Source organism: Escherichia sp. Lx600-2, from assembly GCF_036662595.1.
Taxonomy (GTDB): domain Bacteria; phylum Pseudomonadota; class Gammaproteobacteria; order Enterobacterales; family Enterobacteriaceae; genus Escherichia; species Escherichia coli.
In genome coordinates this window covers 1-15,126 of sequence record NZ_JAYQWM010000082.1, presented here as the reverse complement: position 1 = coordinate 15,126, position 15,126 = coordinate 1, and the positions used below count along the sequence as shown (strand labels likewise).

The following is a 15,126-nucleotide window of genomic DNA, read 5'->3' as shown; positions in this document are numbered from 1 at the left end:
GAGCGGTAGTTCAGTCGGTTAGAATACCTGCCTGTCACGCAGGGGGTCGCGGGTTCGAGTCCCGTCCGTTCCGCCACTTATTAAGAAGCCTCGAGTTAACGCTCGAGGTTTTTTTTCGTCTGTATATCTATTATTGCCAGAATCGCAAAAATCCTCTGCATTTTACGCTCTTTTTCCTCAACAGTCTGAAGCCCATAATCACCTCAGTTAACGAAAATAGCATTAAAAGAGGCATATTATGGCTATCCCTGCATTTGGTTTAGGTACTTTCCGTCTGAAAGACGACGTTGTTATTTCATCTGTGAAAACGGCGCTTGAACTTGGTTATCGCGCAATTGATACCGCACAAATCTATGATAACGAAGCCGCAGTAGGTCAGGCGATTGCAGAAAGTGGCGTGCCACGTCATGAACTCTACATCACCACTAAAATCTGGATTGAAAATCTCAGCAAAGACAAATTGATCCCAAGTCTGAAAGAGAGCCTGCAAAAATTGCGTACCGATTATGTTGATCTGACGCTAATCCACTGGCCGTCACCAAACGATGAAGTCTCTGTTGAAGAGTTTATGCAGGCGCTGCTGGAAGCCAAAAAAACAAGGGCTGACGCGTGAGATCGGTATTTCCAATTTCACGATCCCATTGATGGAAAAGGCGATTGCTGCTGTTGGCGCTGAAAACATCGCTACTAACCAGATTGAACTCTCTCCTTATCTGCAAAACCGTAAAGTGGTTGCCTGGGCTAAACAGCACGGCATCCATATTACTTCCTATATGACGCTGGCGTATGGTAAGGCCCTGAAAGATGAGGTTATTGCTCGTATCGCAGCTAAACACAATGCGACTCCGGCACAAGTGATTCTGGCGTGGGCTATGGGGGAAGGTTACTCAGTAATTCCTTCTTCTACTAAACGTAAAAACCTGGAAAGTAATCTTAAGGCACAAAATTTACAGCTTGATGCCGAAGATAAAAAAGCGATCGCCGCACTGGATTGCAACGACCGCCTGGTTAGTCCGGAAGGTCTGGCTCCTGAATGGGATTAAGCCTCTCTGACAGCTCCTCCGGGAGCTGTTTTTACATGCTCACTAAGGAAATCGATAAAAGCCCGGATGCGCGTATTTACCGCACGGTCGCTGTAATAGACGGCACTGAATGGCATTTCCACTGGCAACACTTTATCTGCCATTAACTCCACCAATTCTCCGCGAGCGATTTCTTTGTCGATCATGTAGTCGGACAAACACGCAATCCCGTTGCCACTCAGGCAAAGCTGTTTCAGTGTTTCCCCACTATTGGATGACAAACCGTACTTCACCTCATGTAATTGTCCATCGCTACAGGCTATCGGCCAGGTATTGAGGGAAGCGGGTTCAGTGAATCCCAGGCAAACATGTTGCTTTAAATCGTCGATCGTTTCTGGCTTCCCGTAGCGGGAAATATAATCGGGGGAGGCGATAATTTTTCGATAACTGTTAAATAACGGCCTGGCACGTAAGCTGGAATCCGTTAACGTACCGGCGCGTATCGCGACATCCACTTTTCTTTCGATCAAATTAATAATCGTTTCGGAGGAGACTAGCGATAAAGTGACTTCCGGATAGCGTTCACGGAAAGGCTTAATTAACGGCATCAGAAAGTGCAGCACCACTGGAGTTGCGGCATCGATCCGTAACAGTCCACGCGGTGTATTACGCGTCTCCATAATTTCTGATTCTGCCGCTGCCATCTCCTGCAAAATTGACTGTACGCGACGAAAATAACGCTCGCCTTCTTCCGTCAGGCTAAGTTGTCGCGTGGTCCGATTAAGCAGGCTAACGCCAAGTTTCATCTCCAGCTTTTTCACCGCCCGGCTTACCGCTGAGTTTGCTTGCCCTAATTGTTCCGCTGCCCGGCTAAAGCTGCCGCTTTCTACGACCGAAACAAAAATGGCGAGTTCTTCCGACGTGGCTTTCATTTTTGCTCCTGTTGCAAAATAGAAGAGATATTTTGAATTTATTTGTCATTAAACCATCAGGATGCGTGATATGTCATCCGATTTAATGTTCTCAATAATGAGCAAAATTCTGACCGGTGTAAGCACTTGCTTACATAACAATATACAATTGCTCGTTGAAAGAGTGAGCTAAAATCCCTATAACAGTAGAACCCTCCCGAGTGCGGAAGGGTTGACGTAATAGAGGTTTCAAAGTCAAAAGTGCGAAAAAACACCTATGCCATGCGCTATGTTGCCGGACAACCTGCGGAGAGGATCTTACCGCCGGGGTCTTTTGCGAGCATCGGCCAGGCATTACCACCCGGAGAACCGTTAAGTACCGAAGAGCGTATTCGGATCCTGGTGTGGAACATATACAAACAGCAACGCGCTGAATGGTTGTCGGTATTAAAGAATTACGGCAAAGACGCACATCTGGTGTTATTGCAGGAAGCGCAAACAACGCCAGAGTTGCTACAGTTTGCGACTGCTAACTATCTTGCCGCCGATCAGGTACCCGCTTTCGTGCTGCCACAACATCCTTCTGGCGTAATGACCCTTTCGGCGGCACATCCAGTGTATTGCTGCCCGTTACGTGAACGAGAACCCATTTTGCGTCTGGCGAAGTCGGCACTGGTGACGGTCTATCCATTACCTGACACCCGCCTGTTGATGGTGGTTAATATACACGCCGTCAACTTCAGTCTGGGCGTGGATGTTTATAGTAAGCAGTTACTTCCTATTGGTGATCAGATAGCTCACCACAGCGGCCCGGTCATTATGGCGGGAGATTTCAATGCCTGGAGCCGTAGAAGGATGAACGCGTTATATCGTTTTGCGCGGGAAATGTCGCTGCGTCAGGTGCGTTTTACCGATGATCAGCGCCGTCGGGCGTTTGGTCGCCCGCTCGATTTTGTTTTCTACCGTGGTCTGAACGTCAGCGAAGCTTCTGTACTGGTTACGCGCGCTTCCGATCACAATCCGCTACTCGTTGAATTCAGTCCCGGCAAGCCTGATAAATAAGGTATGTCAGGTCTGCCACAGGGCAGACCAACGTTTGGCGCTGTCCTTTTATACTCAAATAACAAAAGGACAGCGCAATGACAATACAATCCCACCATGACCATGTAGAAAAGCAGTTTAGCTCTCAAGCCAGCGAATATCTGACCAGTACCGTACATGCATCCGGACGAGATTTACAGCGCCTGGCGGTGCGTCTGGCTGATTATCCTGATGCAAGTGTACTTGATATGGGCTGCGGAGCAGGGCATGCCAGCTTTGTCGCTGCGCAAAACGTGAGCACGGTGGTGGCGTATGACTTATCTGCCCAAATGCTGGATGTCGTGGCACAAGCTGCCGAAGTCCGGCAACTGAAAAATATCACCACCCGCCAGGGTTATGCCGAAAGTCTGCCATTTGCCGATAACGCATTTGATATTGTTATCAGCCGTTATTCTGCCCATCACTGGCATGATGTTGGTGCAGCATTGCGTGAAGTAAACCGGATATTGAAACCTGGCGGTAGGCTGATTGTGATGGACGTAATGTCTCCGGGGCACCCAGTGCGCGACATCTGGTTACAGACGGTAGAAGCATTACGCGATACCTCTCACGTACGAAACTACGCCAGCGGTGAGTGGTTGACGTTAATCAATGAAGCCAATCTGATAGTTGATCATTTAATCACGGATAAGTTACCGCTGGAATTTTCTTCATGGGTCGCGAGAATGCGTACGCCAGAAGCGTTAGTAGACGCTATTCGCATTTACCAACAGAGCGCATCGACAGAGGTGAAAACGTATTTTGCTTTGCAGAATGATGGCTCTTTCACCAGTGATATCATCATGGTAGAAGCACATAAATCGGCATAAATGAAAAAGGCACCGGGGGAATCGGTGCCTTTCTATTATCTGGTTTGTCAGGAGTCTGGCATGCTGTTGTTTTTCACAAACAACGTCAGCTTATCGCCTGGTTGCAGATTCGCAGTATCGCTGTTCCAGCGCATCACATCTTTGATGTTCACGCCGTGGCGTTTAGCAATGCTTGAAAGCGAATCGCCTTTGCGCACACGATACGTAATGCTATCGCTGTTGTTTGCCAGTCGCTGTGCGCTACTGCCTGCACCAATCGTCAAACTTTGGCCTGTCTTCAGCTTAGATCCGCGCAGTTTGTTCCACTGCTGCAAATCTTTGGTGCTTACGCCGAGACGTGAAGCGATGCTTGAAAGCGTGTCGCCAGAGCGTACGGTGTAAACACGGCTGTTAAGCGGCGTATTGTCGGCAACCAGCGTCGACTGTACAGCAGCAATTTCGCCTGAAGCCAGAGATTCACGCAGTTGATCTGCATGCTTCTTTGGCACCATCACGTACTGCGGACCACTTGCGCCCAGCGTGGAGCCTTTCACGCCAGCGTTGAATGTCTTCAGCTTGCTGACGGAAATCCCCGCCATATCTGCAACCTTCGCCATTTCAACCGGGCTGCTCAGGTGCACACGCGCCAGAGCACGGCTTTCATCGGTCGTTGGCAGACGTACGCCATAACGCTTGCTGTTTTTGAGAATATCACTCAATGCCAGCATTTTAGGCACGTACTGCTTCGTTTCCTGCGGCAACGGTAACGACCAGAAGTCCGTGGATTTCCCACGCGCTTTGTTCGTTTTAATTGCCTTCATGACCCGACCTTCGCCGCTGTTATAAGCCGCTACGGTCAGAAGCCAGTCGCCGTCAAACATTTTGTTCAGACGCTGCATCATGTTCAGCGCGGCAGTTGTTGAAGCAACAACATCGCGACGCGCGTCATAATTGCGGGTCTGTTTCAAACCATAATTGCGCCCCGTGCTCGGAATGATCTGCCAGATGCCTGCGGCATTGGCACCAGACGTTGCGTGAGGATCAAAAGCGCTCTCCACTATGGGTAGTAGTACCAGTTCCATAGGCATGTTACGTTTTTTAACTTGCCCGGCTATCCAGTACATATACGGCTCTGCCCGTAAAGTTACATCGTGGAGATAGCTCTTATTGCGTAAATATTTCTGTTTCTGTTCGCGAATCCGGTCATTTTCCGGAATTCCCATCTTTAGCTCGTCGCCAATGAAAGCCCACAAGTCACCATCTGGCGCGATAGACGTCCCATCGTCCATCCATCGTGCCTGACTTGTAAACTTTGCTGCTTCCCCTTGACCAGCTGCAGAAAGGCTCTGTGCGTGCTGTTGTACGTTGCCGGTACTCTGGCAACCCACGAGCAGGACAGAGGCGAGTAATATCGCTTTTGCCTTCATGTGTGTGTCAATAGTTGCTTAAAAGACGACCGATCATAACGGCGAACGGAGCCGATGACAAGAAAGTTTTATCAGAACCTATCTTTCTTTGACCTTAACCATGCAAAACGCTCTTCAGGTTGTTGCAATAATGTTTCTTCATTAATTACATTAATTAAATCAATATCTTCCGTTCTTAAAAAAACATTAATTTGCCGCTCATTTTTCAGAATTACGGGTAGTGTTATTTGATTTTTTGCCCGTAACTCCTTAACTTTACGATAATAATCATTTATGGACAAATCGTGCGGAAGAATACTCAAAGCAAACTTCATATTTGATAACGTATATTCATGAGCACAACATACCAATGTATCGTCAGGTAACGTACTTAACTTTTTAAGTGATTGATACATTTGTGATGCTGTCCCTTCAAACAACCGACCACACCCACCAGAAAACAGCGTGTCGCCGCAAAATAGATAAGGTTTACTGAAGTAACAGATATGTCCTAAAGTGTGACCCGGTGTGGCAATTACACTAAATTCATGCCCCAAAACGAAGGCGGTTTCGCCATCTTTGACTACCTGTGTTGTTCCCTTATCTTGTGTCTCTTGTGGGCCATACACCACAATTTGCGGAAACTTTTCCACCAGTTCTTTTACGCCGCCAACGTGATCGTGGTGATGGTGGGTGAGAAATATGGCCTCCGGTTGCCAGTTATTGGCGGTAATGGCGTTTAATACTGGCTCTGCGTCTCCGGGATCGACAATCAGGCAGCGACCTGCCTCATCATTCAAAACCCAGATGTAATTGTCATCAAAGGCGGGAATACTGTTAAGATTCATAGATTACCTCTCAGTGTAAAACGGAAGGTTGTGATGAAACCGGCAAGAGTCCCTCAAACTGTCGTGGCTCCTGATTGCTGGGGCGATTTGCCCTGGGGAGAGCTTTATCGCAAGGCGCTGGAGCGCCAGCTCAACCCGTGGTTCACTAAAATGTATGGTTTTCATCTGCTTAAGATTGGCAATTTAAGCGCAGAAATCAATTGCGAAGCGTGCGCGGTTTCTCATCAAGTGAATGTTTCTGCTCAAGGAATGCCCGTCCAGGTGCAGGCGGATCCACTTCATCTTCCTTTTGCCGATAAATCCGTTGATGTTTGTCTACTGGCACATACATTGCCGTGGTGCACCGATCCGCATCGTTTATTGCGTGAAGCCGATCGGGTATTGATTGATGATGGCTGGCTGGTGATTAGTGGCTTCAATCCCATTAGTTTAATGGGATTACGCAAACTTGTGCCGGTATTGCGCAAAACCTCGCCCTATAACAGCCGGATGTTTACTCTGATGCGGCAACTGGACTGGCTCTCTTTGTTGAATTTTGAAGTGCTGCACGCCAGCCGTTTCCATGTTCTCCCGTGGAACAAACACGGAGGAAAACTTTTGAATGCGCATATTCCTGCGCTTGGTTGCTTACAACTTATTGTTGCCCGGAAACGGACTATTCCTTTAACGCTAAATCCGATGAAACAGAGTAAAAACAAGCCACGAATTCGCCAGGCGGTTGGAGCCACCCGGCAATGTCGTAAACCACAGGCTTAAACTTCGACTTGGTAGCCCGTATCTTCCAGTGTGGGATTCATCGCCGCGGCACGAGCCAGTTCATCACAGCGTTCGTTTTCCGGGTGTCCGGCATGGCCTTTAACCCATTCCCATTTGATTTGATGCTGCCCCAGCGCAGCATCAAGACGTTGCCAGAGATCGACATTTTTAACTGGTTTTTTGTCTGCTGTTTTCCAGCCACGTTTTTTCCAGTTATGGATCCACTGGGTGATACCCTGGCGGACATACTGGCTGTCGGTACTCAAAATGACTTCGCAATGTTCTTTTAACGCCTCCAGCGCGACAATAGCGGCCATCAACTCCATGCGGTTGTTGGTGGTGCGGGTGTAGCCAGCGCTAAAGGTTTTCTCGCGTCCGCGATAGCGTAAAATAGCGCCATAACCCCCAGGTCCAGGATTGCCCAGACACGAACCATCGGTGAAAATTTCTACCTGTTTAAGCATCTCTGGTAGACTTCCTGTAATTGAATCGAACTGTAAAACGACAAGTCTGACATAAATGACCGCTATGAGCACTGCAATTACACGCCAGATCGTTCTCGATACCGAAACCACCGGTATGAACCAGATTGGTGCGCACTATGAAGGCCACAAGATCATTGAGATTGGTGCCGTTGAAGTGGTGAACCGTCGCCTGACGGGCAATAACTTCCATGTTTATCTCAAACCCGATCGGCTGGTGGATCCTGAAGCCTTTGGCGTACATGGTATTGCCGATGAATTTTTGCTCGATAAGCCCACGTTTGCCGAAGTAGCCGATGAGTTCATGGACTATATCCGCGGCGCGGAGTTGGTGATCCATAACGCAGCGTTCGATATCGGCTTTATGGACTACGAGTTCTCGTTGCTCAAGCGCGATATTCCGAAGACTAATACCTTCTGTAAGGTCACCGATAGCCTTGCGGTGGCGAGGAAAATGTTTCCCGGTAAACGCAACAGCCTCGATGCGTTATGTGCCCGCTACGAAATAGATAACAGTAAACGAACGCTGCACGGGGCATTACTCGATGCCCAGATCCTTGCGGAAGTTTATCTGGCGATGACCGGTGGTCAAACGTCGATGGCTTTTGCGATGGAAGGAGAGACACAGCAGCAACAAGGTGAAGCAACAATTCAGCGCATTGTACGTCAGGCAAGTAAGTTACGCGTTGTTTTTGCGACAGATGAAGAGCTTGCAGCACATGAAGCCCGTCTCGATCTGGTGCAGAAGAAAGGCGGAAGCTGCCTCTGGCGGGCATAAATACATGTAAAAGGCGTTAAAAATAGCGACTTGGGCGATTTTTGCAGCAAACGATTCAAAAGATGAGAAAAACCGTTGACGAAGGTCGAGGCAATCCGTAATATTCGCCTCGTTCCCAACGGAACACAACGCGGAGCGGTAGTTCAGTCGGTTAGAATACCTGCCTGTCACGCAGGGGGTCGCGGGTTCGAGTCCCGTCCGTTCCGCCAATATTCAGAAAGCCCGAATCAGTAATGATTCGGGCTTTCGTCGTTTTGGTGAAGTGAGAATTTTTCACTCCGGAAGTAAAACGGATATGATTTAAAAAATGGCCAGACATTATAAATTCTGGCCACTTCTGTTACTCCAGCGCATCCCATTTCTCCAGCAGTTCTACTGGAATTTCATTTATTACCTCCGAGAAGCGTTTTCCGACCAGGCGTTCTGCCTGGCGCAGCAAAGGAATGGACGGGCTGCTCGGTTCGCTGTGCTCAAACCAGCGACGGATAACACGCAGGCGTTCCAGCGCGTCGTTCCGGTCGCGGATTTGCCGGGGTTCTGCGCCGGTCATCGGTGATATTTCCTCCGAGATACGCACCGGTAGCGCAATCTGCTCTGCCTGCATCTGTTCAGTATGATCGATGGTGGCGTTCTCCGGCTGTTCAGCCTGTGGTTGTGGCAGGATCTCCGGCGTGGTGCTCTGCACTGCTCCCGGCAACAGGGCTAGCAGTTGCGTCAGACGGGAGAAGTCCGGTGCCTGGTCATTCAGCGTTTCACGCGCATGGCGTTGCAGCCGCTCAGTGGTCTCTGCTGCCTGGCGAAAGGCATCCAGCGGCAGTGTGCCGCGCGCTTCCAGGTCTGCCAGTTGCTGGCGTACCGATTCTGGTGCCAGCGCATCCGCCGGACGTAATGCAGATAGCGAACGCTCCACATCCCGTACCTGAAGGCGCATGGCAGCATTATTTGACAGTGTAATGCCACGAATATCCGCCATTACGCCTTCGTGGTCCAGCAACGCCGCCAGCGCGTTACTGCGTGCCACCGCAGCATCTTCGGCGGTGATATCTTCAGTCGCGAGCAGTTGAGGATGGATGGCGTCCGGGTACGTGGCGCACAACGTTTCCAGCAGCGTGAGCGTCTCCGCCAGTCCCCTGGCACCGGCCTGCTGGATACGGCAGCGCAGCAGGACAACCAGAATGCGGATATCTTTGCTGCGCATCAGCAGACGATGGGCGTCCCGCTCAAGCTCCGCCCAGTTAATGTTTTCAGGCGTACTGACAAAATCGCCATATTGCGCTTCTTCACGCGGTGCGGCGCGGGTGAACAGCAGCAGGTATTCCGGATCGTACTCCAGATCCGGGCCGCAGGGGCATTCCGCCGAAATTGGGTCAGACAGGAATATTTCCATTTAATTATCCTCAGTGCGCCAGGTAGTGTTCTGGTTCGAAAATCATGCCCGTCACCGGGTTGTCGTGCATGGCTTTACCCGCCCATGCGGTCCAACCCAGTTGGTACGGACCACCGGTAACAGCCGGAGGGGCGGCGTGGGGCTTTAGCTGTAGCTCAATTTCCCAGCAGTATTCAAAACCACTAAAGGCGCGGACCAGTTCGGTCAGGACAGGCAGGTTATTGCCGCCAGGCAGAAAACGTCGGTAATCCTCCAGCGTCAGCGGGCCGATAACCAGCCGGAACTTATACTGCATGTCCGGCACGGCCTGGCCGATAAGTGCACCATTGCCAATAACGGAAGAGGGGGCAGGCATCCCCAGCCGGGTTATCTCATCGTCCGCCACGGCTATCCAGTGCAGCACATACTCTTGTATCCGGAAAGGTACACCGAAATAGTGCGCCAGCGTGGTGGCCAGACCGTCCGGATTGCGGGACTCACGCACCAGATGGGCCGATGCCGCCAGACGAGCGTGAGCCGGCAACGGGCTGTCGGCACTCTCCCGCAAATCCTGCCCGCTGAGGCTGGCGACATAAAAGGCAAAGCGGTCATGTTGCGGTTTATCCAGACCGCCCCCGGCGGACTGGGCGCTGCGCCATGCCTGGTAAAACTGCGTCAGCCAGCGGTGATGAAAAAGATCAGAAAAACGGGTTAGCGTCGGGTCTCTTCGGCTTTCAGTCCGGTTGCGCGCCAGTTCGCTGTAGTGCAGCGGCAGTGGACCGTTCGGCCCCCACAGCCCGAGACTGTACAAACTGATGTGCAAGCGCTCTTCCTGCCAGCTCACACTGGCGATTTCCCGTGGCGCAAAGGTTAGCGCGGGCGTTTGTCCGAGGCGAAATTTTTCTATCCGTGGTTGCCAGGTGTTGCCCGCCGGAACGCTACACAACTGCACATCAACGCGGCGCATCAGGTTCAGAAAACCGTAACGCCAGGGGGTTTCCTGCGCCTGAGTGAAATCGTTGCTCATACGCTTCCCCGCTGTCCCGCCCTGACAGGCCAAGTCATAATTTTACCGCGCTGCATGCTGTGCAGCGTCATCTGCGAGAAGGTATTAATGGAAACATGGCGGGCGATATAGTGTTCCAGCACCAGGCCGAACAGATACGGACTGATGCCGGAAAAACCTTCTTCATCCACCGTCAGTTCACAACTGACGCCACGCCCATAGACCAGTAGTCCGGAACCGGGCAGACGGCGGGTGACCGGGGTCGTTTTACAACCAATCAGGCTGCGCACCTGGCGCGATTGCGGACTGTCATGAGCAGGAATAAACAGGTTCAGCAGATCTCGCAACGCCTGGCCGCCGGTACGGTGATCCAGATCGGCCAGCGGCAGATAATTAAAAGATAACTGGCGGATCAACCGCCATGCCATCTCACGTTCAGCCAGCGGGGGCTGCGGCGAGCGTGGCGGGCGGATAAGCCCTACGCCCGCCACCGGGATGGCCGCATCCACGGTTAGATCGTCCCGGCCATTGCGGGCAATAAGACAGGGCAGATCGCGGTTAGTGACCATGGCCGTGATGGTGATGTGGCGCAGATTTTCCGGGTACGGCGCTTCATACTGGTCAACCAGCGACAGGAACACTTCCGAGCCCGTATAGGGGGTACGGGTGCCGTAACGGCGGGCGTTTTCTGATAAGCGGCGGGGCTCCCGGCGCAGGGAAAAATAACGTCCGTGATTGCCTTCATCATTATTGCGGGTGTGGTAGAGCGGGCGAAAGGCCATCTTCCGTGTGGTGTCGGTTTCCAGCCCTTCCACTTCCTGGACCGAGAACACCTCATAATCCAGCGGATGGGTTCTGTCCACCACCAGATGCTGTTCCGTCGTGCTGTGCGTGACATCGATCCGGGCGGTGACGCGGGGAAACAGGTTGATAACCGGGGTACAGAACAGGCTGAACTGTGCCGCATTTGTCTGGTGGATCAGCCAGTCCGGCGGCAGGCGGTTCAGCAGGATAACAATCTCCGCCACGCCACCGTCAATTTTCTGTAATCCGGCAGACAGGCCTGTCGGGGTGAAAAAATAGAAGCGTTCCGGACAGGCAAAATATTCATGCAGCAGGTTATGACCGTGAAACACGTTCCACGCCAGCGGCAGCAGCCCCTGATCCGGCTCCAGGCCTTCGTACATAACGGGCTGTTGCAGATTCACATCCAGCGCGCCGTCAAAATGTCCCGGAATGCCAGCCAGGGTCGCGATGGCGCTGGTATGTAGAAGTTCTAACAGGTGTGAGGCCGTACGCTCCTCGCCGCAGAGATAAAACGGCAGCCTATCCAGTCCTGCAAGCTGACTGAATGTTAGTTCACCAAAGGTGCGCAGGGTAATACGCAGCGCCCCGGCGACGTGAATGTTGGCCGGCAGGTAGCGGTGCAGGGCAGGCATATCCGGTGGCGCGGCGGTCAGTCGCGCCTCTTCGATGGCGAGCGGCCACAGCGTTACATCCTGGCTGCTGCGAAACTGGCAGGCAGTGCTTTCGCCTTCCGGAATGGCGGAGAAAAAGGCCGTGTCGCGCGGGACGGTAAATCCTTTCGCCAGATCGCCTTCTTCCGTATCGGGATGCAACTGCGCCACGCTCATTGAGGGCGTGGGTGTGACGTAATTGGGGCTGACCACTTCCAGCAGGCGCTGGGTGAAACGGGGGAATTCAGCGTCAATTTTTAGCTGCGTGCGGGCGGTCAGGAAGCTGAAGGCCTCGACCATTCGCTCTACATACGGATCGGCAATATCCGTTCCCTGCATGCCCAGCCGGGCGGCGACTTTGGGATGACGGGCGGCAAATTCGGCTCCCGTTTCCCGCAGATAGCTCAGTTCGCGGTTGTAGTATTCCAGTAGCCGTGGATCCATCGGTCTCTCTCTGAATTAAAAAAACGTAATGCGGCTCTGCTCCATATCCAGCGCGCTACGTACCCGGAATGCAGTCGGATACGGCTGCGTGAGGATCTCGCCGCGAATTTCAAACTGTAATGTGTTATGGCCACTCTGGCGGCGCTCATCCTGAAGTGGGATGATTTGCAGGGTGGACGCTTTCAGCCGGGGTTCAAACCGGGTGATGGTTCGCAAAATGGCCCTGCGGATATCGTCCCACTTGTGCTCATACAGAAAGCTGCCCGCCAGTGGCGGCAGGCCGTAGTTAAGTACGGATGCTGCCGCGTACGGATAACGTGCAGCATCAATATCATCTTCATGGCTGACGGTGTTGAGCAGAAATGACAAATCCCGGCGGATGATCTCCTTAAGCTGAACCGGGCTGACGCTGATACCGTGGTCGCGTTTCTGGTTTGGGGCGTCGTCACACAGGCGGTCAAACAGCGTGGGCAGCAGGTGATTGCCTGGACGCTGGCGGGAAGCGCTCACGCGTCGCTTCCTTCAGCGGTGTTAAAGGTACAGGTGGACAAATCCAGCAGGCTGATATCGCCGTGACCGGTGAGCCACACCCTCTGACCCAGCGCCTGTACCAGTGTCTCTCCCGGACCGTCCTGCCAGACTGTTTCCCGGCACAGACGCAGGGAGTCGGCAGCCTTTTCAGAGCCGCTGTAGCGGGGAAACAGCTAGGCACTGTGTGTATCGCCATTGTTCAGGGTGACGTTGACGGGTTTCCAGATCAAATCGATCAGATGCGCAGGCTGCGGCGATTTCAGCGAACAGATTTGTGAAAACGGCAGCCAGATATATGCTCCGCCCGCGATCAGTTCGAGTACCGGACCGGTACGGGAGTCGCTGTCGCTAATCCAGTCAAATGCGCCGCCATTCCACTGCCCGGAAGTGTCTGTTATGGCCTCAAGCGCGCGGCTGCGGTGGGTGTCAGCTTCCTGCGCTTCACCACGGGCGTTACAGGCGAGGGCGGTCAGCAGATCCTCCATCCAGGCGGGCGGCGGGAGAATAACACCGGGTCGCTGTTCGCCCTGAAAGCAGACGTGGCGGTATATCTCACAGCGGATCAGCTCGCCAAATACCTGCGCTTCGCGGGTATAATTTGCGTCCATCCGGGCGCATAGCTGGATCTGTTGCAGTGCCCGCGACCAGTCGCCTGCCACGCAAAATAACTGAAACAGGCTGTGGCGGCTGGAGGCCTGCGCTGGGTGCATCCTGACCTGCAGCTCTGCCATCTGAATGCCCTCCGCCAGGGAATAATCCCGCAGCAGTGCCGACAAGGTAGTCGGTAGCTTGTTAATGTTTGTCATGAGATATCTCTCCGTGTTGTGCCGGGTTTATCCGGTAATGGCTGTCAATGCCAATGATGCGATGCTCTTTCCGTGTCAGATCGGGCAGTACGGTGCTATGCGCTGTTTCCGGGGCGTATTCCGGGGAAAGTAAATGCAGGATATCAGGGGGAGTCTTTTCGACAGGCCAGGCTGTTTCACCTTCGCCGGTGGCATCCAGTACATTGAGAATAGCGTCAATGCTTAACCCGCCAGTGACCATATCCTGCAATGTCTCGGCTTCGGTGACCAGGTCACGCAATGAATCCAGATCCTGCGAGGTGGGCTCTTCGTTAAAGGGAAAAGGATCAGCATGGCGATGAAGATCTTGTTCGGGAGATAACAACGCCTCGCGGTATTCCTGATAAAGTCGGGTCAGGGCATTCCCTTTTTCCGCACCTTCTCCGGTGGAGGAGGCTCCATGAACAGGAATGATATCGAATGGATTTTGTGATGTCAGATGCTGCTGCCTGAACCAATCCAGATCCAGATATTCGGTTATTGCTTCCGACGTGATGGCAGTCTGCGATATCGTTTTTACTGCGCTCAGGTCCGGAGATGATGGATTGCCATGTACAAGGCACCATGAAGATAACCCCCATTCTATCAGGTCGCCTTCATTCAGACGCATACGGTGATGAGGTTCCACAATCTGGTCGTTTACCGTACAGCAATATTCGGTAGACTGATTGATAATCCACCATGCTTCTTCGTGGCGGGTCAGAGTGAGGGCAATCTTTACATCATCATTCACCTTAAAAACAGGAATCCAGGGAGAGGTAACGGTGAAGATAATTTGTGTTCCTTCAGTCGCGTAAATTGTGTTATCGGCGATCCCGTGCGCCTGTATTTTTTGGAGTCCCCACGTAATATTTGGTTTCATTGTGTATCACTGTGTAGAGTGTTTCTTTCAAAAGAATAAGTTTTCTAAATTTTTAGATAAGCAATGCTGATCAATTTACTTTATCAATATAAGTTTTCGCGGAAATATATAGTGGTGATTTTCAATTTAATATATTCATGGTGTGTATGAAATTGACTTGCTCTATTGAATATCACCATGAAAAAGATACTACCTGCTATATTACATAGTGTTCTGTGATATGCATCATTGTTTCATTCTGCCTTTTTGATAATTCTATTAATTAGAAGTTTTAATCGGTACAGTTATGTTTATGTATCATTTATATGTTATTACATCATTAGGTGTAACAGATGGACACTCCTGTTTCGCGCAGTGCACTATATGGAAAGCTAACCAAATCTTTGTTTAGATCTTTGGAATCTGCGACAACGTTCTGTAAATTACGTGCTAACCCTTATGTCGAACTGGATTTGCCCCTATATTTCCAGACATCTGTTATCACTTAACCCATTACAAGCCCGCTGCCGCAGATATTCCCGTG

At 51.6% G+C, this 15,126-nt stretch carries 13 protein-coding genes, 1 tRNA gene and 3 pseudogenes; 7 read left to right on the top strand and 10 right to left on the bottom strand.

Going from position 1 to position 15,126, the window contains the following annotated elements:
* Positions 1-238: 238 nt before the first annotated feature.
* Positions 239-1,043: pseudogene (dkgB, locus tag OQV04_RS20045) on the top strand (2,5-didehydrogluconate reductase DkgB).
* On the opposite strand, the gene yafC reads toward dkgB, so the two are convergent.
* Positions 1,040-1,954: a DNA-binding transcriptional regulator YafC gene (gene yafC / locus OQV04_RS20040; protein ID WP_032280292.1), complete on the bottom strand. Its 915-nt coding sequence runs from the start codon at positions 1,952-1,954 to the stop codon at positions 1,040-1,042. The pseudogene dkgB and the gene yafC overlap by 4 nt on opposite strands.
* A gap of 240 nt (positions 1,955-2,194) precedes the next feature.
* On the opposite strand from yafC, the gene OQV04_RS20035 reads away from it, so the two are divergent.
* Complete coding sequence (locus OQV04_RS20035; RefSeq protein WP_032280293.1) at positions 2,195-2,995, top strand: endonuclease/exonuclease/phosphatase family protein; 801 nt, start codon at positions 2,195-2,197, stop codon at positions 2,993-2,995.
* A 77-nt stretch (positions 2,996-3,072) separates the two neighbouring features.
* Positions 3,073-3,843: a class I SAM-dependent methyltransferase gene (locus OQV04_RS20030; RefSeq protein ID WP_032280294.1), complete on the top strand. Its 771-nt coding sequence runs from the start codon at positions 3,073-3,075 to the stop codon at positions 3,841-3,843.
* Positions 3,844-3,890: 47 nt separating this feature from the next.
* Here the strand turns inward: OQV04_RS20030 and mltD are convergent, their stop codons facing one another.
* Both mltD and gloB read right to left on the bottom strand, forming a co-directional pair.
* Positions 3,891-5,249: a murein transglycosylase D gene (mltD, locus tag OQV04_RS20025; protein WP_032280295.1), complete on the bottom strand. Its 1,359-nt coding sequence runs from the start codon at positions 5,247-5,249 to the stop codon at positions 3,891-3,893.
* Positions 5,250-5,320: 71 nt separating this feature from the next.
* A complete protein-coding gene (gloB, locus tag OQV04_RS20020) occupies positions 5,321-6,076 on the bottom strand; it encodes a hydroxyacylglutathione hydrolase (protein ID WP_032280296.1) in 756 nt (251 codons plus the stop codon).
* Positions 6,077-6,109: 33 nt separating this feature from the next.
* Here gloB and OQV04_RS20015 point away from each other — a divergent pair, with 33 nt between their 5' ends.
* A complete protein-coding gene (locus tag OQV04_RS20015; RefSeq protein ID WP_001295200.1) occupies positions 6,110-6,832 on the top strand; it encodes a class I SAM-dependent methyltransferase in 723 nt (240 codons plus the stop codon).
* Here OQV04_RS20015 and rnhA read toward each other — a convergent pair.
* Positions 6,829-7,296 carry a ribonuclease HI gene (rnhA, locus tag OQV04_RS20010; RefSeq protein WP_000917883.1) on the bottom strand — a complete coding sequence of 156 codons (468 nt, stop codon included), beginning with the start codon at positions 7,294-7,296 and terminating at the stop codon, positions 6,829-6,831. The genes OQV04_RS20015 and rnhA overlap by 4 nt on opposite strands.
* Before the next feature lie 64 nt (positions 7,297-7,360).
* Here rnhA and dnaQ point away from each other — a divergent pair, with 64 nt between their 5' ends.
* Both dnaQ and OQV04_RS20000 read left to right on the top strand, forming a co-directional pair.
* Positions 7,361-8,092, top strand: a complete 732-nt coding sequence (dnaQ, locus tag OQV04_RS20005) for a DNA polymerase III subunit epsilon (protein ID WP_001366128.1) — start codon at positions 7,361-7,363, stop codon at positions 8,090-8,092.
* Between the two features lie 132 nt (positions 8,093-8,224).
* Positions 8,225-8,301: transfer RNA gene (locus OQV04_RS20000), tRNA-Asp, on the top strand.
* Positions 8,302-8,432: 131 nt separating this feature from the next.
* Here OQV04_RS20000 and OQV04_RS19995 read toward each other — a convergent pair.
* The 6 genes and pseudogenes from OQV04_RS19995 to tagK form a co-directional block, all read right to left on the bottom strand.
* Positions 8,433-9,479 (bottom strand): type VI secretion system protein TssA, encoded by a 1,047-nt coding sequence (locus OQV04_RS19995; protein WP_032280297.1) that lies wholly within the window; start codon positions 9,477-9,479, stop codon positions 8,433-8,435.
* A 10-nt stretch (positions 9,480-9,489) separates the two neighbouring features.
* Positions 9,490-10,485 (bottom strand): type VI secretion system baseplate subunit TssG, encoded by a 996-nt coding sequence (gene tssG / locus OQV04_RS19990; protein ID WP_032280298.1) that lies wholly within the window; start codon positions 10,483-10,485, stop codon positions 9,490-9,492.
* Positions 10,482-12,365, bottom strand: coding sequence for a type VI secretion system baseplate subunit TssF (tssF, locus tag OQV04_RS19985; RefSeq protein WP_000371479.1), 1,884 nt, complete (start codon positions 12,363-12,365; stop codon positions 10,482-10,484). The genes tssG and tssF overlap by 4 nt, the downstream gene beginning before the upstream one ends.
* Positions 12,366-12,380: 15 nt before the next feature.
* Positions 12,381-12,875, bottom strand: coding sequence for a type VI secretion system baseplate subunit TssE (gene tssE / locus OQV04_RS19980; RefSeq protein ID WP_032280300.1), 495 nt, complete (start codon positions 12,873-12,875; stop codon positions 12,381-12,383).
* Positions 12,872-13,702 (bottom strand): annotated as a pseudogene (locus OQV04_RS19975) (type VI secretion system accessory protein TagJ). The gene tssE and the pseudogene OQV04_RS19975 overlap by 4 nt, the downstream one beginning before the upstream one ends.
* Complete coding sequence (tagK, locus tag OQV04_RS19970) at positions 13,689-14,603, bottom strand: type VI secretion system-associated protein TagK (protein ID WP_045178071.1); 915 nt, start codon at positions 14,601-14,603, stop codon at positions 13,689-13,691. Before tagK ends, OQV04_RS19975 begins: the two are co-directional and overlap by 14 nt.
* Before the next feature lie 332 nt (positions 14,604-14,935).
* On the opposite strand from tagK, the pseudogene OQV04_RS25195 reads away from it, so the two are divergent.
* Positions 14,936-15,052, top strand: a pseudogene (locus OQV04_RS25195) (Clp protease ClpB); the annotation flags it as partial.
* Positions 15,053-15,126 lie beyond the last annotated feature (74 nt).